Origin of the sequence: Flavitalea plasmicola (assembly GCF_030546645.1) — a bacterium.
Classification (GTDB): domain Bacteria; phylum Bacteroidota; class Bacteroidia; order Chitinophagales; family Chitinophagaceae; genus Puia.
On the sequence record NZ_JAUOTO010000012.1, the window covers coordinates 136,417 to 162,334 of the forward strand.

A 25,918-nucleotide genomic window follows, 5' to 3' on the forward strand; every position below is an offset into this window, starting at 1 on the left:
ACGCAGGTAAAACCGCTATCTTTGCCCTCCAATAGAAAATAATCATGACCATCAGCTATAACTGGCTCTCAGAATACCTTCCGGTGAAGATCGATCCCGAAAAACTGTCCCGTATCCTTACCTCCGTGGGGCTGGAAGTGGAAAGCCTGGAAAAATACGAATCCGTGAAAGGCAGCCTGAAAGGTTTGATCATCGGAGAGGTGCTGGAAGCAATCCCGCATCCCAATGCGGACAAATTGAGACTTACCAAAGTGAACATCGGCGGACCCGAACCCCTTTCCATTGTCTGCGGTGCACCGAATGTGGCTGCGGGACAAAAAGTGGTGGTAGCCCCCGTCGGCGCCACTATTTACCCCTCCAAGGGTGACCCTCTCACCATGAAAGTAGCTAAGATCAGGGGGGAGGAAAGTCATGGGATGATCTGCGCCGAGGATGAGATCGGCCTGGGAGAAAGCCACGCAGGCATCCTCGTATTACCCTCCCAAGCCAAAGCAGGCATGAAGGCGGCCGACTGGTTTCACCCCTATACCGACCATATCATAGAGATCGGGCTCACTCCCAACCATATGGACGCTATGAGCCACCTGGGGGTCGCCCGGGATGTTTGCGCCTGGCTCAGCCTGCATGAAAATAAGGAATACAGGCCCAAACAACCCTCATTGAATGCCTTTAAGCCGGACAATAACAGCCTGCCCATCGCTGTAAGCATTGAAAATGCCCGTGGCTGCGAGCGGTATTCCGGCGTCAGCATCAAAGGCATCACCATCAAGGCATCTCCTCAATGGATGCAGGACAGGCTGAAAGCCATCGGCGTCCGGGCCATCAACAACATCGTCGATATCACCAACTATGTGCTGCACGAAATGGGACAGCCCCTCCATGCTTTCGACCTCCACGCCATCAAGGGAGGCAAGGTCGTCGTGAAGAACTTCCCGGAAGGCAGACCCTTCATCACCCTGGATGAAAAAGAAAGAAAATTGTCCGGTGAAGACCTGACCATCTCGGATGGAGAAGAGCCCATGTGCATCGCGGGTGTCTTCGGAGGCCTGAGCAGCGGCATAAACGATGACACCAGGGACATCTTCCTGGAAAGCGCCTGGTTCAATCCCATCGATATCCGCAAGACCTCCTTCCGGCATGGATTGCGGACAGACGCCGCCATCCATTTCGAAAAAGGAATGGATATTTCGGGCACCGTCAGCGCCCTGAAACGGGCCGCCCTGCTGATCAAAGAGCTGGCGGGAGGGGAGATCGCGTCCGAGATAGTGGATGTCTACCCTGATCCCAGGAACAAGACACAGGTGATCCTGAAACATCACTACCTGAAAAAGCTCAGTGGGAAGAACTACCACCCCGACACTGTAAAGGGGATCTTGCTGAGCCTGGGCTTCGGGATCATCAAGGAAGGGATCGACGCCATCCATGTGGACGTGCCCTGGCACAAACCCGATGTCAGCCTCCCGGCTGACCTGGTGGAAGAGATCATGCGGATAGACGGTTTGGACAACATTGCCATCCCGTCCAGCATCACCATCTCCCCCTCCGTGGAAAAAGACAGGAGCGCCGCAGCATGGAAGATGGCCGTATCCGCCTATCTCGTAGGCCAGGGGTTCAATGAGATCCTCACCAACTCCATTACCAACAGCGCCTACTACACTCCCGAAGAGCTGGAGACCGTAGTCAAAATGGTCAACAACCTCAGTGCGGAGCTGAACATCATGCGGCCCTCCCTGTTGGAGACAGGGCTGGAATCCGTAGCCCATAATCTGAACCGGAAGAACACCAGCCTGCAATTCTTCGAATTCGGCAAGACCTATCACACCAGCGGCATCGGCCAATATACGGAGGAGCAGCACCTGGCCCTGTGGGTCACCGGGCAGCTGCGCGACGACGGCTGGAAGGGAAAAGGACCCAACGCCGATTTCTATTATATAAAGACCCTCTGCCAAAGGATCTTCCAGCTGGTGGGGCTTGCCCTCCCCGCCTGGGAGCCCCTGCAATCGTCCAGGTTGCCCACGGGCCTTTCCATCTCAGCAAAAGGAGACGTCATTGTAGAAGCCGGAATGGTCAGCCCCTCCGTCCTCAAACAGTTCGATTGCAAACAGGACCTTTATTTCGCCGACATCCGCTGGCAGAAGCTGCTGGCGCTGACATCCGGCAAGGACGTGGAATTCAGGGAATTACCCAAACAACTGCCCGTGCAAAGAGACCTGGCCATGATCGTGGAAAGCTCCCTCACTTTTGAAAAGGTGGAGAAAGCCATCCAGGGCGCCAGGGTGGGAAAGCTACAGGATATCAAGCTTTTTGATATCTTTCAAAGTGAAAAGCTGGGGAAGGATAAAAAATCCCTGGCCGTCAGCTTCACGTTCCTGGACGAGGAAAAGACCCTGACGGACAAGGAGATCGATGGGATGGTGGGTCGCATCAGGGACGTGCTGGAGAAAGAATTGCAGGCGGAAATCAGGAAATAGCTGCAAGCTGCGAGCTACAAGCTGCAAGCTGCAAGCTGCGAGCGGTGAGCTTCGAGCCACGAGCCAGGAGCTAATAAAACCTCCTCATAGCTCGAAGCTAGTAGCTCACAGCTCAAAAAACGGCCCGAAGCTTGTTGATCCAATCTGAAAATCACTTAACCAACCTCGCTCAAAGCTCGCAGCCCAAAAACTATGCAGGAGATCGAATTACAGGTACAACGCATCCACGACAAGCTGCAGCAGGTGCTCAGGCAGCGGGAATCCTTATTGAAGGAAAATAACAGGCTCAAAGACGAGCTTCAACAGCTTCGACGGTCCGAAGGCAGCAGAACAGAGCAGGTAGAGCAGTTACGACAGCAGGTGGAGATCCTGAAAGCAAAAAAAGGGGAGATGCCTCTTGCGGAAAAGGCTGTGTTGGAAAAACGGCTTAGTCAGTACATCCGGGAAATAGACCGGTGCATTGCGCTTTTGGGAGAATAGTATCCTTCAAACCCGTTTGACCAGGCGCATTTTCATTTCATCCGCGCCTTGCGAGACCTCCAGCGTATACACCCCGTAAGGAAGATCATTCAGGCCACCCCAATAAAGCTCCAGCTGGTCTTTTTCCATTTCCGTCTCCATGGCTCCGCAGACGATGCCTGTGTCATCTTTCAGCACGGCTTTCAGGAGGCATTTTTGGGGTTGGTCGACCATAAAGGTCAGCCTGTCAATAAACACGGGCGATTTGATTTTTAAGAACATGGCTTTCGTAGTTTTTAGATAGGGTATTGGTGAGCAAAAGTTTGTTTTTATTAGGTATGAATGAATGAGGATGAGAAAAATGGAACTACCTTCGCTCAAATCAGGGCCTCTGTGTATAAGGTGTGGATAAATTTAAAACAAGTATTTGATGTATGCAAGAGTTGATCCCAATAAATGTTGTAATAGGCGACCGCAGCTACCGGATCAGGATAGCTCCCGGAGATGAAGAGCTGGTCCGTAAGACTTTAAAGTCCATCAATGATAAGATCCTTGCCTTCAAAACCGAGTTTGCGGGTAAGGATATGCAGGACTATATCGCCATGGTCCTGCTCTCGTACGCAACTGAGACCTCTGCCGGAGGGCAGCCGGCGCTGGACCCCTCCCTGCTGGAAACCCTTAGCCGGATGGAACAGCAGCTGGACCGTGCCCTTTGAGCTCCGAGCTACAAGCTACAAGCTACAAGCTTCAAGCTACTAGCTTCAGGCTACAAGTTGGTTTGATTAGGTGTTAAAGTCCTATATTAGCCGTTCCAGGCTTGCAGCTTGTAGCTCGCAGCTTGAAGCTATTTTAACCCGTTTTCCCTATCTTCGCCAACTAACACATTTTCATACAATCATGAACCTGAATAAGAAATATATGATTGTGAACATTTTAAATTTAAGATTCAATGTTATATACCGTCATAGCGGGAATTATCGCATTAGTAGTGGGAATTGTTGCGGGCAAGTTCCTCTTTGCTAAAAACACGCAGCAAAAGATAGACGACGCCCAGTCACAAGCCAAAAAGATCGTCTCCGATGCCCAGACCACGGCAGAGAACCTGAAAAAGGAGAAATTGCTGGAAGCCAAAGAGAAATTCGTTCAATTAAAGGCAGAGCATGATAAAGAGGTGCTGGAACGCAACAGGAAGCTGAATGACGGAGAGACCCGCATCCGTCAGAAGGAACAGAGTCTCAATCAGAAGCTGGAGACACTGGATAAGCAGGCGAAAGACAACGACGTCATTAAGGATAACCTGAACCGCCAGATCGAAGTGGTGAACCTTAAGCGGACAGAGCTGGAAAAACACCAGGAAGAGCATATCCGCCGCCTGGAGAAGATCGCCGCCCTCACCGCCGAAGAGGCAAAGACCCAGCTGATAGAAAGCCTCCGCGCAGAGGCCCAGACGCGCGCACTGGCCATACAGCAGGAGATCATCGACGACGCCAAGCAAAAAGCCAACAAGGAAGCCCGGAAGATCATCATCCAGAGCATCCAGCGAACGGCTGCCGAACAGGCCATCGAGAACTCTATCACTGTGTTCAACCTGGAAAGCGACGAAATAAAAGGCCAGATCATCGGCCGTGAAGGGCGTAATATCCGCGCCATTGAGGCCGCCACGGGGGTGGACCTGATCGTGGATGACACTCCCGAAGCCATCGTCCTGTCTTCCTTCGACCCCCTCCGGCGTGAGATTGCGCGCTTGTCACTGCAGCGCCTGGTCACCGATGGACGTATCCACCCGGCCCGTATCGAGGAGATCGTGGAAAAGACACGCAAGCAGATCGAAGAGCAGGTGATGGAGATAGGCGAACGCACGGTCATTGAGCTGGGGATCCATGGCCTGCACAAAGAGTTGGTCCGGATCGTGGGCAAGATGCGATTCCGCAGCTCCTATGGGCAGAACCTGCTGATGCACAGCCGCGAAGTAGCTAATCTTTGCGGGATCATGGCCGCAGAGCTGGGAATGAACCCCAAGCTGGCCAAACGCGCCGGCCTGCTGCATGACATTGGCAAGGTGCCCGACGAGGAAACTGAGCTGAGCCACGCCCTCCTGGGGATGAAGCTGGCCGAAAAATATGGGGAGAACCCCGCCGTGATCAATGCCATCGGCGCCCACCACGATGAGGTGGAAATGCAATACGTCATCGCCCCCATCATACAGGCCTGTGACGCCATCAGCGGCGCCCGCCCCGGCGCCCGCCGCGAGATCATGCAGCAATACCTGCAGCGCATCAAAGACCTGGAAAACCTCGCCCTGGCCTACCAGGGAGTGGAAAAAGCCTACGCCATCCAGGCCGGTCGCGAACTGCGGGTCATCGTCGAAGCCGACAAGGTCACCGACCTGGACAGCGATAAGCTCAGCTTCGAGATAGCCCAGAAGATCCAGACCGAAATGACCTATCCCGGCCAGATCAAGGTCACCGTCATCCGGGAAAAACGCGCGGTCAACGTGGCCAGGTAAAATTAATTAGGGTAGATATAATTTTGGACGATTCCTTAATTATTCCTACTTTTGCCATCCTTAAAAAATGAAGTTATGAACGCTGCTGTAGCTTTTGTACACGAGCAACTGACAGGAAAAAGAGAGTTCCCGAAGTTCAAAGCCGGTGATAATATCACTGTCAATTATAAAATTATTGAAGGTAACAAGGAGCGTATCCAGGGGTTCAAGGGAGATGTGATCAAGCGCCAGGGAACTGGCCATACCGCCACTTTCACGGTTCGGAAGATCTCCGATGGCGTGGGCGTGGAGAGGACTTTCCCCCTGTTTTCCCCCAATATCGAGTCCATCGAGCTGCATAAGGTCGGTCGCGTACGTCGTGCAAAACTCTACTTCCAGCGTACCAGGAGCGGTAAGAGCGCCCGTATCAAGGAAAAGAGAATGGCCGTGGCCGCTGCTGCTGCTAAATAAGCCCGCAAAATACTTTGTGAGAGCCGGTCCGGTGAGGACCGGCTCTTTTTGTTAACACCCGGGACTTGTTTGTTAAATATCCTCCCAAAAAGTAGTTATCATTTCATAAAGAGTTAACTTTGTCGTTCTATACATAAAGTATACCTAAAGTCTTTGATTATGTTTACCAATTTTCTGATTTCAATGCCTGGTGGAAGTGAGTGGTTCCTGATCATCCTGGCGGTGCTGGTGCTGTTTGGCGGTCGCAAGATCCCCGAGTTCATGCGTGGCCTGGGTCGTGGGATTCGTGAGTTCAATGATGCCAAGAGCAATGTAAAAAAGGAGCTGGAAGAAGGAATGAATGAGAAGGATACCAAGGCCGCCGGCGCTGGTACCTCCACTACCCAGCACTAATCCTTTTTCACTGCTGCGCTGTTGTTTACATTTCACTCGATACAAGACTATCACAAAGCCTTATCGGAAGGGCTATGCTCCTGCGAAGACGCAGTAAGGCATTATCTTGACCGGATCGCGGCTCATAAGCACCTCAACGCTTATATCCAGGTATACGGGGACGAAGCGCTGGAAAAAGCCCGCAGCCTGGATGCAAAAAGACGGGCAGGGGGAAGCACCGGGGCCCTCCACGGCGTAATCATCGGTCTGAAAGACGTCCTCGCCTATAAAGATCATCCGCTGACCGCCGCCTCCCGCATCCTTTTCAATTTCAAATCCATCTATCACGCCACGGCAGTGGAAAAGCTTCTTCGCGAAGAAGCCATCCTCATAGGACATCTCAACTGTGATGAGTTCGCCATGGGTTCCACCAATGAGAACTCGGCCTATGGAAAAGTGCTGAATGCCCGTGACCTCACAAAGGTCCCGGGGGGGTCCTCAGGAGGCTCCGCAGTGGCCGTTCAGGCCGGCCTTTGCATGGCCAGCCTCGGCAGCGACACGGGTGGCTCCGTCAGACAGCCAGCCGATTTCTGCGGTATCCTCGGACTGAAACCCACCTATGGCAGGGTCTCCCGCTATGGACTCATTGCTTACGCTTCCTCTTTCGACCAGATCGGGATCTTCGGGAACACGGTGCCGGATGTCGCAGCCATTCTCGACGTCATCGCCGGGGAAGACGACTTCGATAGCACCGTAGCGACCGATAAGACGGCCACCTTTTCAGACCTCGACACGCCGGCCGCCGCCAAATACCGGATCGCCTATTTCAAAGAAGCCCTCACCCACCCGGGCCTGGACCCCGAGATCAGGGATACCCTCCTGGATTGCCTGGACCAGCTTCGCAATGACGGTCACACCGTGGAGGCAGTGGACTTCGATCTCCTGGATTATATCGTCCCGGCCTATTACGTGCTTACTACCGCCGAAGCCTCCTCCAACCTGGCCCGGTTTGACGGGGTGAAATACGGCTACAGGACCCACGACTCTCAACTTGAATTAACAGAATTTTACAAGCGCTCCCGCTCCGAAGGCTTCGGACGGGAAGTCAAGCGGCGCATCTTGTTGGGAACCTTTGTGTTAAGTGCAGGCTACTACGATGCCTATTTCACCAAGGCCCAGCAGGTGAGAAAAATGCTGGTCGATCGTACTGAATTGATCTTCAAAGAATTCGACATAATTATCCTCCCGACCTCCCCTACCACCGCTTTTACCATCGGAGAGAAGATGGACGACCCTATTGCAATGTATCTCGCTGATATCTATACGGTTTATGCAAATCTGGTCGGAATCCCCGGTATTTCCATCCCCCTTTTTACCCACACAAATGGCATGCCTTTTGGTATGCAGGCTATGACTTCTCGTTTTAAAGAGTTATCTTTGCTGCAGTTCTCGCATCTGATAATGCAACAATATAAGTCCTACGAAAATCCTACTCTATGTGACTGAGAGATCGTGAAGCGATCATCAATTTGACCCAAAATCTTAAAAATGGCCCCGGGGCCAGGACGCTTAAGGCGCCCTTTTTATTAATCCGTTTTGGTTGATGGCTTAAAGCAGCAATCTCCCGTTTTCCGTTCCTATGAAAGATTGTAAACGCCGTTTTGGTTGTTTACCATCTTTTAAAGCGTTGGACATGAACAACAAAAGACTTTTATTGTTGGGCATAACCATCATGTTTATCAGTTCAGGATGGATGTACCCTTCTTTCGCAGATGTGCCCGTTTCAAAGGGCATTTCAACCCCCGCTGGCAGCAAAGCCGTTGATACTGAGCGGGTCGCAGGAAAAATTGCCGATGTTACCACCGTTGCCAATTCCAATTCCCAAAATGACCTTTACAGAGAGCTGTTCCTGGCCACTTCGGTAGGCAGCAGCAATGGCGTACGGTTAAATCCCAAGGCGCTTAGCTTTGTCCAGGACTACATTAAGGACAACTGGGACGAGCTCCAGGAGGTCCGGGCCAATGGCAGGAGTTATTTCAACCTGATAGAGACCATATTGGCCCAGTATGGTCTGCCCAAGGAGCTGAAATACCTGGCGGTGATCGAATCCAATCTAAAACGTACAGCCCGCTCTAAAGTGGGGGCCGTAGGCCCCTGGCAGCTGATGCCCCAGACCGCACGCGACCTGGGCCTCAAGGTCAACCGGAACATCGACGAACGGAAGAACTATTACAAAAGCACCCGTGCCGCCGCCCTGTATCTCCGTGACCTGTACAACGAGCTGGGCGACTGGCTGCTGGTGATCGCCGCCTATAACGGGGGCACCGCCAATGTCTACCACGCCATCCGTCGCAGCGGAAGCCGCAATTTCTGGGAGCTGCAGTATCACCTGCCCACCGAATCCCGGATCCACGTAAAGAAGTTCATTGGAACACAGTATACTTTCGAAGGACAGGGTAGCATCACCACCCTCACCCGTGCGGAAGCCGTGGAACAGCTGCCCGGATCCTCCATGTACGCTTCCTGCCGGAAACTGACCCCGGAAGAGCTGGAAAATTCCGAGACCGTGGCGATTTCCGGCAAATATTGTGGCAGTATCATCGCCCGCTATATCATGATGGATATCACCGAATTTTCCCGGTATAACCCCAATTTCGACAAGGTGATGGCCAGTAGCAATAATACCTATGAGCTGAAATTGCCGGCCGATAAGATGGCCTCGTTTGCAGCCAATAAATACGAGATCCTCAACGAATCCGTTCAGCAGCTGCTGACCAGCAGCAGTGATCGTGTAGCGACGGCCAATTAGAACGCCTCAGGCGTTCTACCCGAAGGGCCATGGTTAGAGTCTAAATAATCATTTGTCTGGTCCGATCAGGACCAACACATAATAAATCATGGAAAGCGCTAGGTCCTCAAACCCAGCGCTTTCTTTATTCCCTCCGCCTTCACCAGGCATTCTTCATACTCCTGCTCCGGATTACTGTAAAAAGTTATACCCGATCCCACCTGGTACGACAGGTAATGACAGGTCTTGTTATAGAACAGGCTTCGGATGATCACATTGAAATCGAAATCCCCTTCAGGCGTCACATACCCCAGGGCCCCTGAAAACAGCCCCCTGGAAGTTCGTTCGTACTGGTCGATCAGTTCAACCACCCTTCTTTTCGGCGCCCCGGTCATCGACCCCATGGGGAAAGTAGCCTGTATAGCGTCAATAAAGTCGACTCCCGGGGCCAGCTCGCCTTCTACGGTACTTGTCATCTGGTAAACCTGGGGGAAGCCGTAAATGCCAAATAACTCCCGTACACGCACAGACCCCGGAAGACAAACTTTGGAGAGGTCATTTCGTACCAGGTCGACTACCATTACATTCTCGCTGCGGTCCTTGGCGCTGACCGCCAGTCCGGCCCCGGCCGCCCGATCTGCCCCGGGGTCACCCGGAACCCGGGGCGCCGTGCCCTTGATGGGCTGGGAGATCACCCTATTGCCCTCCCGCCGGAGATATCTTTCCGGGCTGGCGCAAAGCAGGTATTTATCCTCCAGCCGGTAGAATGCTGCGAATGGATTAGGCGAAGCCTTTGACAGCGATTGCCAGATCTGCAGCGGGTCCACATCCGTCGGTTGGCTAAAAAATTCCTGGCAGAAATTGATCTCATAACAATCTCCCCGGAGAATATGCTCCCGGAGGGTCCGGATCGTTTCGAGGTATTCCTCCCGGGAAAAAGCAGCCTGCAGCCTTGGGCCTTCCCCCCGCTCAACGCTACCCGCCGCATTACGCGTTCCTGCCCCACCAGCCGCCCCGTCCATCGGCTGCCTGCCAACCCCATCGCCAGGCGCAGCAAGGATCTCCTCCAGGATCCCGGCATGGTCCTGCCGCAGGCTGCCGATATGCAGCCTGTCCCCCTTCAGCTCAATAATAATTTCAGGAATAAAAAAAAACAGGTCGGGAAATCCGACAGGATTGGTGGCCTGCTGCGAAATACCGAATGGCTCCGTCTCCTTCACGAGATCGTATGCGAAATGTCCGAACAGCCAGTCGTGATGCCGGCCCGCAAATTCCCGGAGATCTTCAAAAGCATGACCCGCGGAAGCCCGGACATACTCCACTGCACCCGCTGCAAGAAGACCGTCGAAGCTATGAAACGGAAGATGGTAATCCTGGTTGTCCAGAAAAGCAGAGATGTTGAACCGGGAAGCCCAGTTCAACATCTGCATTTTTATTCGCTGTAGATCGGAGATAAGAAATGAAACGAAGGTGCGCGGTTGCATGCCCGTTAGAAATCATCCTCTTCTTCGTCAAACCCGCGTTCCCCGAAAAGGTCCAGGTCCTTGAAGTCGTCATCAAGGCCCAGGTCATCTTCGTCACCGCCCTTCCCTGTCTTTTTGGAAGTATTGCCGCCCGTGGCCTTTTTCGTTTTTGATTTGGGAATATCGAATTCATCGAAGTCGGGATCCCACTCTTCTTCCTCTTCTACTTTCTCCCATTCGTCAACTTCATCTTCTCCATAATCTTCATCATCGTCGTCATCGTCATCCTTCTTGCTTTTCGCAGAAGTCTTAGCAGATTTGCCGGAGGATGCCTTAGGGGTATCCGTATCAGCATCGTCGTCATCATCCTCATCGTCATCCACTGGTTTCTTGGATTTCGGAGATGCCTTTTCCGGAGTTTCCTTTGGTGTCTGAGGCGCGGATTTCTTAGAACCCTTTCCCTCCTTATCAGATTTTGGTGCCATAGTCCAATAAGATTGTGTGTGTAAATTTTCGGCTAAGTTTTTAATTCGCCAAATTTTTCGACAACTAATTTTTTTTAAATTTCTATCAACTGATCTCTACCCGGTCCATTGGAAATATACGCAATTTTTACTCCCAGGAACTTATTGATAAATTGAACATATTCCTTCATCTTCTCAGGCAAGTTATCATATTTTTTCAAAGAAGTAACGTCTGATTTCCAGCCCGGTAAAGACTCCAGAACGGGCTCGATCTGTAATCGATTCATTTGGAAGGGGATCTCACTGGTAGTCTCTCCTCCTACCTTGTAGGCTGTGCATATCTTCAGCTCTCCGAAGCCATCCAGGACATCCGCCTTGGTCATAACGATCTTTGTGACGCCATTGATCATACAAGCGAATTTCAGGGCAACGCCATCGATCCATCCGCAGCGCCGGGGCCTGCCGGTCGTGGCGCCGAATTCGCTGCCCACCTTGCGCAGCTCCTCTCCCGTGGCATCTTCCAGCTCGGTGGGGAAAGGGCCGCTGCCAACGCGGGTGCAGTAAGCTTTGCTGACACCGATGACGTCCCTGATCTTCTGCGGCGCGATGCCCAGACCCGTGCAAACGCCTGCCGAAATAGTATTGGAGGAGGTGACGAAAGGGAAAGTGCCGAAATCTACGTCCAGCATGCTGCCCTGCGCACCTTCCGCCAGGACGCTCTTGCCCTGGCTGATCTTATCATTGATGAAGTATTCTCCGTTGACGATCTTGAATTGCCGCATGAACTCCAGGGCTTCGAAGAACTCCTCTTCCCACGCGGAGATATCCTCGTGGAAGTTGAGGCCGTCCAGCAGCCGCTGGTGCTTCAGCCGCAGCTTGATGTATTGTGTCGTAAAGCTTTTGTCCAGCAGATCGCCCACCCGGAGGCCGTTGCGCCCGGTCTTATCCATATAAGCCGGACCGATGCCTTTCAATGTGGAGCCTATCTTTTCCTGCCCTTTTGAAACTTCTGAAGCCTTGTCCAGCGCACGATGCGTGGGTAATATCAGGTGCGTCCGCTGCGCGATATAGAGGTTCTTGCGGTAGTCCACGCCAAAGGCAGCCACCGACTCGCATTCTCTTTTAAGGGTCACCGGGTCCAGCACCACGCCATTACCAATGAGATTGACGGTCTTTTCATGAAAGATCCCGGAAGGTATCTGGTGCAGAACGATCTTCTTGTCTTTAACGTACAACGTATGTCCGGCATTAGGCCCCCCCTGAAAACGGGCGATCAGATCATAACGGGGAGCGAAATAGTCCACTATCTTTCCCTTGCCTTCATCCCCCCACTGGAGGCCTAAGATTACATCAACCATGAATGTTGCAATTTGCTGGTTTGTGATTCAAAATGAGGCGGCAAAAGTACGGTAAAACACGTACTGTCAAAAAGGAATTTGTAGAAGCCATGTTCCGGCAGGCCATCTCATCGTATTTAGCAGATCGGCGGCGCGCGTCAGGCGGATTCAGTGTCAAATCGAACAACGGAATGGATACCGCTCAGCTGCTTCAGCCGCTGCACCAGTTCTTCCAGCTCTTCCTTGTCATGGACGTAGACCTTGATATTGCCTTCGAACAATCCTTCCTTGGCCTCGATGGTCATGGCGCTGATGTTGATCCTCAATTCTCCGGAGATGAGATTGGTGATCTTGTTGACGACGCCTACGTCATCCATGCCCACGATCCGCACACCCGTGAGAAAGGAGATCTCTTTATTCTTGGCCCACTTGGTCTTCACCACCCGGTGGCCATAGCTGGCCATCAGCTTGGCGGCATTGGGACAGTTGGTCCGGTGGATGGTAAGCCCCTTGCCCACCGATACAAACCCGAATACGTCGTCGCCCGGGATAGGCTTACAGCAGTTGGCCAGGGTATATACGATACGATCGCTGCTTTCCCCGAAAATGATCAGCTCTGCGTCCTTCCGGGGGACGGCAGGCGCGGGGACGTCTCCCGGCCGGATGTCGAGCAGCTGCGGCTTGGGCGGCCTGGGTGGCTCCAGCCGGTCGCCCAACAGCTGAAATTCCTTCAGCTCCTTCAGGTCGATATTACGCACCGACACCTGGTAGAAGAAATCCAAAGAAGAGTTCAGTTTGTAAAAGGCTGTCAGCACATCGATATTATGCTGGTTGTACCCAGCCCCGAAATTTTCCAGCTTACGCTGGACAATATATTTTCCTTCGTCGGCTATCTTTCTTTTTTCCTCTTTTAAAGCATCCTTGATCTTACTCTTGGCTTTCGCTGTCACCACGATGCCCAGCCAGTCCTCATTAGGCTTTTGCTTGCTGGAGGTGATGATCTCCACCTGGTCGCCGCTGCGCAGCTTATGGCTAAGCGGCACCAGTTTGTGGTTTACCTTGGCGCCGATGCATTGTACGCCGATGGCGCTATGGATGGCAAAGGCGAAATCCAGCGCGGTGGATCCCACCGGCAACATTTTCACATCCCCCTTCGGTGTATAGACATAGATCTCCTCCGCCAGGAAGCTCGTCTTGAAGTCCTGGAGGAAATCGATGGAGTCGTTATCCTGCGTATTGAGCACCTCCCGGATCTGCTGGAACCACTTGTCAAACCGGCTTTCATCGGCAGCCCCCTCCTTATATTTCCAATGGGCGGCCAACCCTTTTTCCGCGATCTCATTCATCCGCTTGGAACGGATCTGCACCTCCACCCATTTTCCCTGGGGACCCATCACCGTCGTATGCAGCGCTTCATACCCGTTGGACTTAGGATTGCTCAACCAGTCCCGCAGACGCTCCGGAGACGGGTTGTATTCATCCGTGATCATCGAGTACACCTTCCAGCAATCCTCCTTTTCCTTCTCCGGTGGGGAGTTCAGGATGACCCGGATGGCGAACAGGTCGTATACCTCTTCAAAAGCCACCCCCTTCTTCCGCATCTTATTCCAGATGGAGTGAATGCTCTTCGGACGGCCGTAGATCTCGAAATCAAAGCTCTCCGCCTTGTCCAGCTTGTCTTTCAGGGGCTTGATGAATTCGTTGATATACCTGGAACGCTCCCGCTTGGTCTCCGCGAGCTTCCGGGCGATCTCCCGGTATTCCTCCGGCTCCAGGTACTTCATGGCCAGGTCCTCCAGCTCCGTCTTGATATTATAAAGCCCCATGCGATGGGCCAGGGGGGCATAGATATACACCGTCTCGGAGGCGATCTTCAGCTGCTTTTCCCTTTTCATGCTGTCCAGGGTCCGCATATTGTGCAGCCGGTCCGCCAGCTTGATAAGGATGACCCGGGGGTCATCGGTCAGCGTCAGCAGGATCTTTTTAAAGTTCTCCGCCTGCCGGGAAGCGTTGACGTCCACGACGTTGGAGATCTTGGTCAGCCCGTCCACAATGCGGGCGATCTCCCCGCTGAACTCCCTTTCGATGTCTTCTAAAGTGATGTCCGTATCTTCCACCGTATCATGCAGCAGGGCGCAGATCGTGCTGCGGACGCCCAGCCCGATCTCCTCGGAACAGATCCGGGCCACGGCCAGGGGATGCAGGATATAGGGTTCCCCGCTTTTACGCCGCATGGTCTTGTGGGCCTCGGCCGCCATTTCAAAGGCCGTGCGGAGCAATTCCTTGTCGCCCGTTTTCAATTTGGGCTTGAGAGAACGCAACAGGGCACGGTATTCTCTGAGGATCAGCTTCTTCTCCTGTTCTTCGGTCAAATTATATTTCGGCGTCGCAGCAACGGTTTCCATTTCCATACCTTACGAATTTACAAAAAAAAGCGTAGCTTCGCACGCCTTATCCTGACCTGCTCTACGGGCCGGCAACGGCAAAAGTCCCGCGGGCGTGGCGAAATTGGCAGACGCACTAGACTTAGGATCCAACTTAACCATCCTGAATCTAGTCTTGCCTTATTTAACTTCGCTTGGATATCAGGATATTGCGATTTAAAGCAATATAATCTGATCTCGGGGCACGAAAAATTGCTGGGAATTTGCTGGCAATTCTAAAGGTGGGTTGAGATAATTATTTGCGGGCGTGGCGAAATTGGCAGACGCAACAGATTTAGGATCTGTCGCCGCGAGGCGTGTAGGTTCGACCCCTATCGCCCGCACTTGAGAAAAAGGTCCACTTGGTGGGCCTTTTTTCTTTTAACCTGGTTCACACGAGCATCATCATACGATTCATTATCAATCATTTGCAATATAAATAGTACTTCTCTTGAGGCCAATTCTTAGGCATCGCGTTCCAGCTTTCATGATAAAGGGCGCCGTTTGATTCAATTTCTGATTAGGCATTTTTTTGGGCAGTGTTATTTTGTATGGACCGCACAACACATTTCGACCTAGCCAATCCTAAACGGACTAGCCCCTGGGTCTAAAGACAGACTGCAAATTGATTGAAAGCCCCTTACGGTCTGCGGCCAGCACTCATCTATCGGGGCAAATAATCGTCAGATTGAAAGGCGCATGAAAAGAACGTGTATCCTCCCCTGTTGTCGCCTCTGAAATAACGCGAATCGCCTCCGCTAATTTTTGCTGCAACGCTTCGAAGACCTCCGGCTCGAAAAAACTCCGAAATAGCGATACCCAGTCCACGGCCCTGCGAAAGGTGAACCACTGTCCCTGCAGTCGGACAACTATGCCACTAAAATCTCTAGTACGGAGCAGGCCCATCTCCATTGGCCCGGTAAATTGCCTCGGTACACGCTTGAACTGGTCAACCATCGTCCAGAAGAAATCAGGCTGCAGCATGAGTCGTTCGAGCGATGGGATCAATTCTTCTCTAAGAATAAGTTCCCGGCCGTTTCTTTTGCGGGTAAGATGCGTAAGCAATTCCGATTTAAGCCGGCGCTGGATAACATGTCTCCCGCCCGGCTTCAACAGCCGGGAGATCGAACAATACCGGGCCGCCTGACCTTTGGCTGAGCGCCGGTACTGGAATTTTGGCATGTCGAACGGTTCCCAAAACTGCTGCCAATACCTGATGAACAGGAGCCTGGCCATTTCTTCTGCTTCGGCTTTCGGCCACTGGGCAATCCGGATCCGCGGCTTGTCGCCGGATGGCAAACCCGGCAAATTCCGCGACAGGTGGAGGTTCATTTCGTCAGTGTTCGGGGCATAGCTGACAGAAAAATGGACATCCTCCGGTAACCCTGGCCAAGGAAAGGAGGCCACGGACTCTGCCATATTGATCCAGCCCATATTTTCCCATTTCAGTTTGAATAGCGTCATCCAATGTAACGTTGGTCGGTTAATTACGCCGGTTTGCCGAATTCCTGTCGATAGTAGTCCACGCGCCAGGCTTTTACCGGTGTCGGCAAATGTCTGTAATTCTTCATGCTGGCGATATATTGTTTGTTCCCGCTCAGGCCTGATAGGGCCCTTCGGGACGGAGAATACAGGATCCGCAGCCGAACGGACCGGCCCAGTAACGCCGGTTCGAGGGTGACTTCCCGGTCTTCCCTGATCTTTTTGGTGATCGGTCGCCCAAGTACATTGCGGTAGAACAGCTTAAAGGCAGCATTGGTATCGAAGCCGCTGGTAAAAAACACTTCCTGGATATTGGACTGACGGACCTGATCCAAAAGCTCTTTGTTCAGGCGAAGGGGGATCAAATCTTTATCCAGGGCGGAGGCATTTTTTCGCCGACATTGCCAGATCATGTCACTCATTGCTATCTTCCGGCGTCGAAGAAAGGTCTTAATGTCATCGAGATGGAACGGATTGGGTAATTCCGCTGGAAAAGCCCCGTGGAGTATCTCCCAAAGGCTACATTCACTGCCATAAAAAAAGGGTACCTGAAACTCATTGTGATTATGTGGATGGATCGTCCCCACAATAAGCCGCTCGCTCTTGGGGTCGATGGGATTGTCGGCAAGGTATTGATGGGAGGTGATCATGACCAATCAGACATACTGCTTTAAAAAGACTATCAATTCCTGAAAGTTCGGCATATAAGGTTTCACCGGTGTATCATAGGAGCAATTTTCCAGCTGACGTACCGCTTCGCTGACCGTCACAATCTGCGTCAGTTCGCCGATGAAAATAATTGCCGCATCCATCAGGTTCAGATCATTCAAACTCTTCTTCGATTTGATGTCGAACAGGAGCGCTTTGCCCGTCATAGAATCGATACAATAGACTTTGTAAATATCCGTCGGCTTTCCAACCAAATGCACTTTGTCAACCAGGAAGCTTTCTTTCAAAAAATTCCAGCGCTCCGTCCGTAGCACAGCAAATCGCGTCTCCACATCCAATGTGTCGACAACTGTTGCCCGCTGCATTTCATATTGCCGAAGCATTTTTTTTAGCACCGAGTCGGTGCCGCCCCGGCTGGTGCGAAATTGTAAGTAAGAAATTACTTCTTCTTCGGACTTATTGGAAGGGAACCCCGGATCTCCCTGAATATCGCGGCAAAGGTCGCCCATGGGCGTATTCTGCGCGAGATTAGACTTAATAAATTCTACAATAGTCATGATAAAGATGGAATTGAACCAAACAATTTACTTATTTTGTCTAAGACCACCACACTTTTGACGCACCAGGAGCAAAAGCCATGCATGACCGGTTGGCCGTCATTTCCTGATGGTTGATTTTAAGGAAGTTCTCTAAACTCATTCGTTTGTTCCAATAGGATATAGGCCCGCCGGTACTGCGTATTAGAAAGCACCTGATTAAAATCCCGCTGATCAACGGGTAAACCGGCTCTGACCCAATTGTCCTGATCGATCCGGAACAAATAAGGATTGACCTCGAACGTCGGACGCCCGTCATAGGTATGATAATACCCCAGCGTGTAATGGGCCAGCAGGCCGCCCTTCAGCATCACTTCCCGCTGACGCGGAAAGACTGAACGGTGTTAGCGGGTTAAGCTCAACTGATACTATTGGGGCATCGGCGACAATCTCTATGGATCCCAGGATTCCCGGTACTGGGGCTTGGTCCCGGAAAATCATTTGATCGGGAAGGTATTGGCGATTCTGTGACGGAGATCTATTTCCATTCCGGGTGGATTAAGGCCGTTTCAGTAGAACTAGTGCCCTCGCGTTTGACACTTTTAAAACGCATCAATAATTCCTTATGTCATGTTGGCTCCTTTAACGGATATAAGCGTATTGATCCCGTTTTAGTCTCCCAATAGGAGCCTGAGTTGCTTCTGTCAGGGAATTGCCCATTTTCGGGGCAGGTTAATAGTTCAGCAAGAACTAATGTCGCTTCACCGAAGGAAGTGACATCTTTGTCGCTGACTAGCGAACCATCATAGTTAAAATGGGCACCCACCCAATTGCGGATGATTGCGAGTTCCTTTATTTCATCCACGAGGGATCTTAGCTCGGTCTCTTTTTGGAGCGCAGTAGGGAGATATTTTCCGGTTATTGCATCTTTTCCGAATTGTTGAATTTTTAGTGCCCCGATCAACTTTTTGGATAGCGAATCTAAGAGCTCGCGAAGCTGATAGTCGTTCTTTGGTTTGCGTGGAATTCGGCAGCCATAGAGTAGAGAAAGAAAGTCAAGGATATTCTCAAGGATGATGCCAGCCGCGCTGACAATTTTCTGGCGGTCGAAATACTTGGGGTCGGCCAGCGCAGCACGGAGTTCGTCGATAGCGACTTTCCCGTTTTGCACGCGGATACCGCTATCTAGAGACCAGGACCTCAACTCCACAAAATGGACCTTGCTGGCAGGCGCACGGTTATAGCGGTATCGGTCCCGCCATGGACGATAGTGGGTCGTAATGAGGATATGCGCAAATTCACTGCACTCATCGTGTAAAAGTTCTACGAACCGGTCGAGGTGGTTTTCGTCCACGGACATCACGACGTCGTCCAGGATGAGGATCGAGTTACCCACGCCATATCGCTTTGCCAAGGCAAGAAAGACGGTGATGCCGAGAGTATCGAGATGACTTTCGCTATACACCGATTGCGGGGTCACCGCTTTTTTCGAATAAAAGTCTGCATTGAGTTCGAGCGAGGCTTTGGTGGTCTTTTTAAGAGTCAGGGAAATGCCGCCCAGGGACTCCCGCGGATGAATCTTTTGATACAGCCGGTCCACTTCGGAAGAGATGGAGGTGAGTTCGCCCTGGATAAAGTCTTTCCGAGCATTTTCGACGACCTCTAGGGTACTTTTCATAGCCTTGGACAGTTTGTCGGTCCTTCCAATCTTTACCCGAGAGTCTTTGATGGCCTGATATTGGCCCTTGATGAGATTATTTTGGTCGATGGCGGTTTTTATTTTCTCGACGACCGGCTTTTGGCTTTCCAGAGTGCTAAGGAGGTGATCGCTGATCTTCAGGTATCGATCGATCTTTTCACCCTCTAGGATATCTGTATATAGAAAAGATAGTTTAGCTGTCAAGGCAGAATAGCCGGGTTCGCCAGCCGCGGCCATCGACTTTTCCAGTGTGACTAACTTTTGGTAGAGGGAATGGCGGGAGGATTCAAAGACCTGTGTTTTTCCGTCCTTGTCCTGTCGGGCGGCCCTAAATTTCTCTGTGAGCGATTTGATGAGCTCCATCGACTCAATTTTTTTTGAAAGCGATTCCAGCACGGTCTTGCGTTCTATAGTGTTGTCACAAACGGGGCAGGATTTTACTTCTTGTTTTTCCGAAAGGTAATTTTTTGCGCTTTGTAATACAGCCAACAGATCCTTATGAGCGTTTTTGTCTTTTTCCATTGCTAGGTGTAGGGCTTCATCCGCTGTTTTCAGGTTTGTTTCCGAATCGGTAAGGGACTTCCGGTCATTCGCCAACTTTGCTTGGTGTTCTTGTACCATGGACGCGTTTTTTTGAATGGCCTGGAGAAATGCATATTTGGCTGTTTCGGCGCTGATATCCTTTGCAGATTCCTTTTTTGCCCATTCTTCCCAGGATTTGCCGGGTACTCCTTCGGCTGTCCAGGCTTTCTCGAGGGTTTGTATTGCATTGGTAAGCGTGGCGATTGCGGTGTTGAGTTCAGTCTCAGTCTCTTTTTGTGCCTTGCGCAAACTGTCCTCGCACCGGGAAATGTTGGCTACGTCGATGTAGGTCGAAAGTTTTTCGTATCGTTTGGAGGGCTGTTCCTCGATCAGCTGCGTAATTTGGCTTCGCCGCAAGTGCCGGACGGTCGGGTGCCCGGTGGCGGGATTCTTCTCAAAAGCACCGGCGCGGGACATTTTCGCGGCGAAAGCACCGGAATCTGTGGTCAATAGGATGGATACATCTTCGGGTTTCTTATCGACGGACGCGAAGAAGGATTTATCGATCGAAGATTTATCCTCTAACGAGCCGTGCTGAGGGGTGCAAAGACAAACGATACTATCTGCAATGGTTGATTTGCCATTTCCATTCTCACCAAAAATCATAGTGATGTTCTTGGCCGGGTCAAATTCTAAAAGCAAGGGCTTTGTTGCTCCCCTGAATGCAGTTATCTTTAAATTATTTAGCTTCATCGGTTGGCGTATTTTGCTTGTTAACTTCTTCCTCGAGATAGAGTTTCCAATCGGATTCGCGGAGTGTTCCCTGGCCGATAGCTTGGGTGAATTTTTTCTCAGCTGCTGGGTCGATCAACTTCAAGCGGAGGAGTTCTTTGGTGATTTGTACGGCCAACAGCTCATTGGGATTCTGGTTCATTGGCTTACTATTTAATGGTCCATTTTATTGTATAAAGGGATTCTTCGGTTATTGTCTGTTGGAGTCTTTGCTCGATTTGACCAAGCAGTTTGTCTTTGCTCAGTTCGATCTCTTTGGCCGCACCATCATATTCACGCCAAGATCCGTCGCGCTTTGATTCAAGTTCTTTTCGTTGCTTTTCCAATGCCAGTTTTTCGGCGAGGTCAGGCGACAGTCGGGCTTGTTTCCTGATGGTGGTGATCTGTTCGTCTAGTTCCTTTAGTGCGACTTTCAAAGAATTTCGTTTATCTTCTCCCCAATGATCCAGCTTTTCAATCTCGATCTCAAAATAGTTTGCGTTTCGGACGCGAATGTCTTGCAGGATGTTTTGTTTGCTGTTTTCCAACAAGGTCTCGAGTTGTCCCAGTTCCGTGTCGTCTGGGTCGATCGTATTTGCTATCACCCCCGCAGAAAGGGAAAATAGTCGGTAGCATTGGTCTTGATCCAGGGGGCGACCGTCGTCGATGGTCCCGGCAATCAAGAGGTGGTCTTCCGCGTCAAACGTAGTAACGGTCAGGATAGCGATCTTTAGCCAGCCGCTTTTGCCGACAAGTGGGGAGAGAATGGAGATTCGTTTGGCATTGTTGGAATAATCAAAACATAGTTCGGCAGTTGGGAGGTAATTGGATTTACATTTGTCAATGATCGCCTGGGCCAGCGGGTGATTGATGCGGTAGGCGTTTGCTTTATCGACATTCCTGCCGATCTTGTAAGGGCCGGGATGGATTTGGGATCCTTCGAAGGGATTTTGCAACAACGTGAAGGAATGCTCGTCGGAGGCGTATTCAGCATGTCCGCCGAGGCAATACCTGGTGATATTCCAGAGCCAGCTTTCATATTTTGTTAGGTATTCCTTGCTTTCCTGCAGGTTGATCTTTAACTTTTCATGCACTTCCTCGTCGAAATTTTCCAGTAGACTTTGTCTTGTCCGGTGCATGGACTCGCCGATCGTCGCTTCTAATTCGGATTGAAGTTGATTAAAGGCCGTCGCAATCTGGTCGGGTGTCCTGCATTCCTGGAAGATGAGCGCAATGCGTTTTTCAAAATCTACCCCGCTTTCGATACTTCCGAGTACCTCATCGCTTGCGCCGAACACCCCGCTGAACAGGTTGAATTTCTGTTCGAGTAGTTCATATACCCGGACATCGGCTGCATTCGCTCTGTTAAGAAAGTTGACAACCACGACATCGAATTTTTGGCCATAGCGGTGACAGCGGCCAATACGTTGTTCGATGCGCTGAGGGTTCCAAGGGAGATCGAAGTTGATGACAAGCGAACAGAACTGCAGGTTAATACCTTCGGCTGCGGCTTCGGTGGCGATCATTAGGGTGGCGTGGTCCCTGAAGTACTCTACCAGCGCGGCCCGCATGTCGGCCGTTCGGGAACCGGTCACCTTATCTGTCCCCTTGTGGCGCTCCGCCCAGTCCTGGTAGATCGCCCTAGAGCGCTTATCGTTGTTCGTGCCGTTAAATAGGACTACCTGACCGGAATACCCCTTGCTTTCCAGATTGGCCCGGAGATATTCCTGTGTCCTCGTACTCTCTGTGAAAATGATCGCTTTTTTAGGAGCGCCGAGTCTGTCCACCTCATTGAATCCTTTTTCAAGGGCGGTGAACAGCTTTTCGCCCTTTGAATTCAAGGTGATCGAATTCGCCAGTTGAGCAAAGGATTGCAGCGAATCGATCTCGCTTTGTATGTTCGGAACGTCATTCTCCGCTACCTCGCCGCTCGATGGTAGTAATTCACCTTCCTCCAACCATTCGTCTTTGAGCTCTCCGAAGGACTCAAAATCCGCCGCAATCGAGTCTTCGATGCTTTGTTGATGAAGACGTTGGATCATGCCGGCGAGTTTTGCGGCAAGGGTTTCCAGCGTACCAGATATGGCATAAGTGGAGGATGCAAGGAGCCGTCGTAAAATGAGCGTCATCAGTTTGCGTTGGCTGGCGGGGAGGGCATATAAATTATCCCGTTGTAAATATTCGGTAACTAGGTCATAGAGACGTTGTTCATCATCGGTCGGATAGAATTCCTCGACCAAGGCTATCCGGTTTGTGTATTTGATATATTCCAACACTTGGCGGCGGAGCGTTCGCTTGCAGACGGGTTTAAGCCGGTCTTTTAACTCGTTGAATGAGGTGGGGTCGACGGCGCCATTTAGCCGATTGTATTGTGCCCTAAAACTCCGTTGATCGCCAAAAATATATTCGTCGACGATACTGACTAAACCATAAAGCTCCAGCAGGCTGTTTTGAAGCGGCGTAGCCGTAAGCAGAATCTTCGGGGCATCTGCAAGGGATTTTTTTATCGATTGCGCAATCTTGTTTCCCGGTTTATACACGTTGCGTAGGCGGTGGGCCTCGTCTACGACCACCAAGTCCCAATCGATTTGCTGGATGAATGTTTCTTTGGCCCGGGCGAATTGGTAGGAGCAAATGGTGATGGCACTTTGTGTGAAGGGATTTCCACTGCCTCTTCTTACCGTTTCGCTAAAGGATTTTGCTTCCAGAATAATGGATGGGAGAAAGAACTTATCGAGCAGTTCCTGACTCCACTGTTTTCTAAGATTCGCCGGGGTGATGACTAGTATGCGTCGTTTTCTCTCGGCCCACTTTTGAGCAATCACGAGGCCGGCTTCAATGGTTTTTCCCAGACCGACCTCGTCGGCTAGGATCGCCCCTTTTGACAGTGGGGAGCGAAAGGCAAAAAGTGCGGCTTCAACCTGGTGTGGATTGATGTCCACCTGGGCATTGACGAGGGTAGAGGCTAATTTTTGGATACCATCGGAGAAACTTCTTCTGGTAAGCTCATAGGCGATGTATTTGGCGTGATAAGGGGTTAAAACCATAATCGACCGGTGATTGTTTGGCTACATCTAAACTGAAAACCGACAAAATTACCTTAATAGGGTAATAGATTATATAAATGAGATATATAGGTTAGGCCGGCGGACGAAGTTTAATCTTTGGAGGACGAACTGATCGCATGCTCTAAAGTTAACAACATTGATAATCAAAATATAAAACGAAAATCTATACCAATAGCCCATCTATGCGCCATGAACTAATGAGGCTTCTGGCGTTTGCTCCTAAATATGTAGTTTTATTTATTAACCCCCGAATATGGATTCTACAACTGGCAAACGAACGCTTGGAATTATGGCCTACGGGTCTTTGATCAATAATCCCGGAGATGAAATAGCTAAACATATTGTAGACAGGATTGCTTGTCAGACGCCTTTTAAGGTTGAATATGCCCGGTTGAGTCGAACCAGGGATAACGCGCCAACCTTAATACCTGTTACAGGAGGTACCCCCGTTAATGCCATGATCCTTGTTCTTGACGATGAGACAAGCATCGAACAGGCGACTTCGATGCTTTGGAGAAGAGAACGAAACAAGGTTGGATCAGGAGAGCAATACAATCGATCAGATGAAAAGAATAGGGATGCGGTCACTATTGAACGGATTGATGGCTTCCAGGGAGTAGAAACGATTCTTTACACAAAGATTCCATCGAATATGGGTATTTTAAATACCCCACCATTATTGGCAAATTTTGCCATCAAATCCATATTGAATAAGGCAGGAGCTGAAGGACGTGATGGGATTCGCTATTTAAAAGACAATATCGATAACGGCGTCCTTACCCAACTTACGGCTGCATATAGAGACCATATTTTGCAACAGACAGGTACAACTAGTCTCGGTGAAGCTATTACTAAACTTGACGCAATGAGACCACGCTATCTCAAGGATAAACAGGAATGGGCCGATTTTGAGGTACAAATACGGGATATAACTGATCTTATACATGAATATGGCATTAAGACTACATTCACAACTGATTTTGAGCAATATGATCAGTTGAAGCAGGCAATAACAGAGAGAAAGGAGGATTTTATTGGTAATGTTCATAAGGGATTTAAAATGGGGCAGGAAAAGGCTTTAAACCTGATTCTGCAAATTCAAGATGAAAGGGAAGCCAATAACGCCGCTTTGAAAGCAGCCAGAAAACAAAAAGATAAGGGGGCTCAGACAAAGATCAACGGTAATATGAAAGCCTTGGATGTAAAAGAAAATATTCTCCGGCATTTGATGGACTCGATAGTTTGGCAATTGATCAAAGGTCAGACTTATATTTCAAGGCGCCTTTATAATGGTGTTGGAGGAGAGAAGAAGCTTCGAGACACTAATTTCGAATCCGTTAGGTTTGTCGCTGCTGAAATCAACAAAAAACCTACGGATTTTGCTTTGATAACGGACCTTACCGGTTATGTTCAGGCAGGCGACCTCTTATGCCTTATTGACGGCAAGTTAACTATTCAGGAAGTGAAAGAAGGGACTAGAAATCACCAAATCCTAGAAATGCTGGGAGAAATGACTAAAGAGGAAATGACACCCGAACAACTTTATAAGAAATACCATTTTTCAAAAGACGACCTGGACCAATTGGAGCGACAGTTTAAACAAATGATGGTATTACAGAATATTGCGGACGTCGTCAATAAAGATGAAGGAATCGATAATTCGACAGGCCGGCCGATATCTATCATCACACCTGAAGAACCAACGCCCAGATATACGGACAGACTAATTAGGCTCCGTGAAGAACTTGATAAAAATAATATGCTGGCTTATGATTATATCGACAATTGTTTGCATATAGGCTTATTCAAAGGCGACTTCCGGGACCAGGGGCGGACGGTATTGAAAGCATTGGCACAGGTCGAATCTGAGAAGTACATTCTAATGGACATACGTATGGTCTTTGAGTCTCTATATAAGCCAATCTTTACCTTGCCTTTTGCGAAGGAGTTTATTTTTGATTTGATGTTTGGTCGTGTGTTTCTTCTTTTTTTGATCGATATTGAAAAATATATGGCATTGGCCGAAGAATTTCAACTCTCGGCAAGATGGGCAACCCGGAAGGAAATGGGACGCGTCAAGGCCATGACCAAAAAAGGTGACATTTTTGAGTTTCAAAACCGGGGAATATTGATAAGTACGATGGCACTGAAAGACATTCATATGGCTGAAAGAGAATCTTGGCTTGGATCTGGAGTGTTTATGAAAATGACCTTTGAACAAATTTACCCTTCATATACAATGTATTCATCCTGGTATAATTTGATGCCTCCTGAAGCGACTGACAAAAATAGCTCATCTTCTTTAGCCAAGGCCCTTCCTGATGCAGTCATTCCGGAGACTCCACCCCCTAGCAATTCAGATGAAAGCGACCCGTCTTCATCTGAATCGAGGCGAGACCCGTAAGATTATTGCCAGCTTAGCCTAGCCGGTCGTTGAA

22 protein-coding genes and 1 tRNA gene are annotated in these 25,918 nt (G+C 50.3%); 11 read left to right on the forward strand and 12 right to left on the reverse strand.

What is annotated here, in order from left to right:
- Positions 1-44: 44 nt before the first annotated feature.
- Both pheT and Q4E93_RS33440 read left to right on the forward strand, forming a co-directional pair.
- Complete coding sequence (gene pheT, locus Q4E93_RS33435; protein ID WP_303592332.1) at positions 45-2,471, forward strand: phenylalanine--tRNA ligase subunit beta; 2,427 nt, start codon at positions 45-47, stop codon at positions 2,469-2,471.
- A gap of 192 nt (positions 2,472-2,663) precedes the next feature.
- Positions 2,664-2,951 carry a hypothetical protein gene (locus Q4E93_RS33440; RefSeq protein WP_303592334.1) on the forward strand — a complete coding sequence of 96 codons (288 nt, stop codon included), beginning with the start codon at positions 2,664-2,666 and terminating at the stop codon, positions 2,949-2,951.
- 6 nt (positions 2,952-2,957) lie between these two features.
- Here the strand turns inward: Q4E93_RS33440 and Q4E93_RS33445 are convergent, their stop codons facing one another.
- Positions 2,958-3,212 (reverse strand): hypothetical protein, encoded by a 255-nt coding sequence (locus Q4E93_RS33445; protein WP_303592335.1) that lies wholly within the window; start codon positions 3,210-3,212, stop codon positions 2,958-2,960.
- Positions 3,213-3,364: 152 nt separating this feature from the next.
- On the opposite strand from Q4E93_RS33445, the gene Q4E93_RS33450 reads away from it, so the two are divergent.
- The 6 genes from Q4E93_RS33450 to Q4E93_RS33475 all read left to right on the forward strand — a co-directional run bounded on the left by Q4E93_RS33450 (position 3,365) and on the right by Q4E93_RS33475 (position 9,067).
- A complete protein-coding gene (locus tag Q4E93_RS33450; RefSeq protein ID WP_303592337.1) occupies positions 3,365-3,646 on the forward strand; it encodes a cell division protein ZapA in 282 nt (93 codons plus the stop codon).
- Positions 3,647-3,879: 233 nt separating this feature from the next.
- Positions 3,880-5,436: a ribonuclease Y gene (gene rny, locus Q4E93_RS33455; RefSeq protein WP_303592339.1), complete on the forward strand. Its 1,557-nt coding sequence runs from the start codon at positions 3,880-3,882 to the stop codon at positions 5,434-5,436.
- A 75-nt stretch (positions 5,437-5,511) separates the two neighbouring features.
- The gene (gene rplS / locus Q4E93_RS33460) at positions 5,512-5,886 is read left to right on the forward strand and encodes a 50S ribosomal protein L19 (RefSeq protein ID WP_303592340.1); all 375 of its coding nucleotides are present in this window, start codon (positions 5,512-5,514) and stop codon (positions 5,884-5,886) included.
- Between the two features lie 159 nt (positions 5,887-6,045).
- Positions 6,046-6,279, forward strand: coding sequence for a Sec-independent protein translocase subunit TatA/TatB (locus Q4E93_RS33465; RefSeq protein ID WP_303592342.1), 234 nt, complete (start codon positions 6,046-6,048; stop codon positions 6,277-6,279).
- A gap of 21 nt (positions 6,280-6,300) precedes the next feature.
- Entirely contained in the window at positions 6,301-7,764 is a 1,464-nt protein-coding gene (gatA, locus tag Q4E93_RS33470) for an Asp-tRNA(Asn)/Glu-tRNA(Gln) amidotransferase subunit GatA (protein WP_303592344.1), read from the forward strand.
- Between the two features lie 187 nt (positions 7,765-7,951).
- Positions 7,952-9,067, forward strand: coding sequence for a lytic transglycosylase domain-containing protein (locus Q4E93_RS33475; protein WP_303592346.1), 1,116 nt, complete (start codon positions 7,952-7,954; stop codon positions 9,065-9,067).
- Positions 9,068-9,165: 98 nt separating this feature from the next.
- Here Q4E93_RS33475 and Q4E93_RS33480 read toward each other — a convergent pair whose 3' ends face one another.
- The 4 genes from Q4E93_RS33480 to Q4E93_RS33495 form a co-directional block, all read right to left on the reverse strand.
- Positions 9,166-10,476 (reverse strand): anthranilate synthase component I family protein, encoded by a 1,311-nt coding sequence (locus tag Q4E93_RS33480; protein ID WP_303592348.1) that lies wholly within the window; start codon positions 10,474-10,476, stop codon positions 9,166-9,168.
- Between the two features lie 59 nt (positions 10,477-10,535).
- Positions 10,536-10,994 carry a hypothetical protein gene (locus tag Q4E93_RS33485; RefSeq protein ID WP_303592350.1) on the reverse strand — a complete coding sequence of 153 codons (459 nt, stop codon included), beginning with the start codon at positions 10,992-10,994 and terminating at the stop codon, positions 10,536-10,538.
- Between the two features lie 74 nt (positions 10,995-11,068).
- Positions 11,069-12,331 carry an adenylosuccinate synthase gene (locus tag Q4E93_RS33490; protein ID WP_303592352.1) on the reverse strand — a complete coding sequence of 421 codons (1,263 nt, stop codon included), beginning with the start codon at positions 12,329-12,331 and terminating at the stop codon, positions 11,069-11,071.
- A gap of 137 nt (positions 12,332-12,468) precedes the next feature.
- Complete coding sequence (locus tag Q4E93_RS33495; RefSeq protein WP_303592354.1) at positions 12,469-14,721, reverse strand: RelA/SpoT family protein; 2,253 nt, start codon at positions 14,719-14,721, stop codon at positions 12,469-12,471.
- Positions 14,722-14,995: 274 nt separating this feature from the next.
- Here Q4E93_RS33495 and Q4E93_RS33500 point away from each other — a divergent pair.
- Positions 14,996-15,077, forward strand: a tRNA-Leu gene (locus Q4E93_RS33500).
- Positions 15,078-15,393: 316 nt separating this feature from the next.
- Here the strand turns inward: Q4E93_RS33500 and Q4E93_RS33505 are convergent.
- The 4 genes from Q4E93_RS33505 to Q4E93_RS33520 form a co-directional block, all read right to left on the reverse strand.
- Complete coding sequence (locus Q4E93_RS33505) at positions 15,394-16,197, reverse strand: hypothetical protein (protein WP_303592356.1); 804 nt, start codon at positions 16,195-16,197, stop codon at positions 15,394-15,396.
- Positions 16,198-16,220: 23 nt separating this feature from the next.
- A complete protein-coding gene (locus Q4E93_RS33510) occupies positions 16,221-16,865 on the reverse strand; it encodes a uracil-DNA glycosylase family protein (RefSeq protein WP_303592358.1) in 645 nt (214 codons plus the stop codon).
- 6 nt (positions 16,866-16,871) lie between these two features.
- The gene (locus Q4E93_RS33515; RefSeq protein ID WP_303592360.1) at positions 16,872-17,441 is read right to left on the reverse strand and encodes a YozE family protein; all 570 of its coding nucleotides are present in this window, start codon (positions 17,439-17,441) and stop codon (positions 16,872-16,874) included.
- A 119-nt stretch (positions 17,442-17,560) separates the two neighbouring features.
- Positions 17,561-17,791 carry a hypothetical protein gene (locus Q4E93_RS33520; protein ID WP_303592362.1) on the reverse strand — a complete coding sequence of 77 codons (231 nt, stop codon included), beginning with the start codon at positions 17,789-17,791 and terminating at the stop codon, positions 17,561-17,563.
- Positions 17,792-17,858: 67 nt separating this feature from the next.
- Here Q4E93_RS33520 and Q4E93_RS33525 point away from each other — a divergent pair, with 67 nt between their 5' ends.
- Positions 17,859-17,951: a S26 family signal peptidase gene (locus Q4E93_RS33525; protein WP_303592408.1), complete on the forward strand. Its 93-nt coding sequence runs from the start codon at positions 17,859-17,861 to the stop codon at positions 17,949-17,951.
- 97 nt (positions 17,952-18,048) lie between these two features.
- On the opposite strand, the gene Q4E93_RS33530 is transcribed toward Q4E93_RS33525, so the two are convergent.
- The 3 genes from Q4E93_RS33530 to Q4E93_RS33540 are packed head-to-tail and all read right to left on the reverse strand — an operon-like array spanning position 18,049 to position 23,459.
- The gene (locus Q4E93_RS33530; protein WP_303592364.1) at positions 18,049-20,394 is read right to left on the reverse strand and encodes an AAA family ATPase; all 2,346 of its coding nucleotides are present in this window, start codon (positions 20,392-20,394) and stop codon (positions 18,049-18,051) included.
- Positions 20,381-20,575, reverse strand: coding sequence for a hypothetical protein (locus Q4E93_RS33535; protein WP_303592366.1), 195 nt, complete (start codon positions 20,573-20,575; stop codon positions 20,381-20,383). The genes Q4E93_RS33530 and Q4E93_RS33535 overlap by 14 nt, the downstream gene beginning before the upstream one ends.
- Before the next feature lie 7 nt (positions 20,576-20,582).
- Positions 20,583-23,459: an SNF2-related protein gene (locus tag Q4E93_RS33540; RefSeq protein ID WP_303592369.1), complete on the reverse strand. Its 2,877-nt coding sequence runs from the start codon at positions 23,457-23,459 to the stop codon at positions 20,583-20,585.
- Between the two features lie 274 nt (positions 23,460-23,733).
- On the opposite strand from Q4E93_RS33540, the gene Q4E93_RS33545 reads away from it, so the two are divergent.
- Positions 23,734-25,884 (forward strand): hypothetical protein, encoded by a 2,151-nt coding sequence (locus Q4E93_RS33545; protein ID WP_303592371.1) that lies wholly within the window; start codon positions 23,734-23,736, stop codon positions 25,882-25,884.
- Positions 25,885-25,918 lie beyond the last annotated feature (34 nt).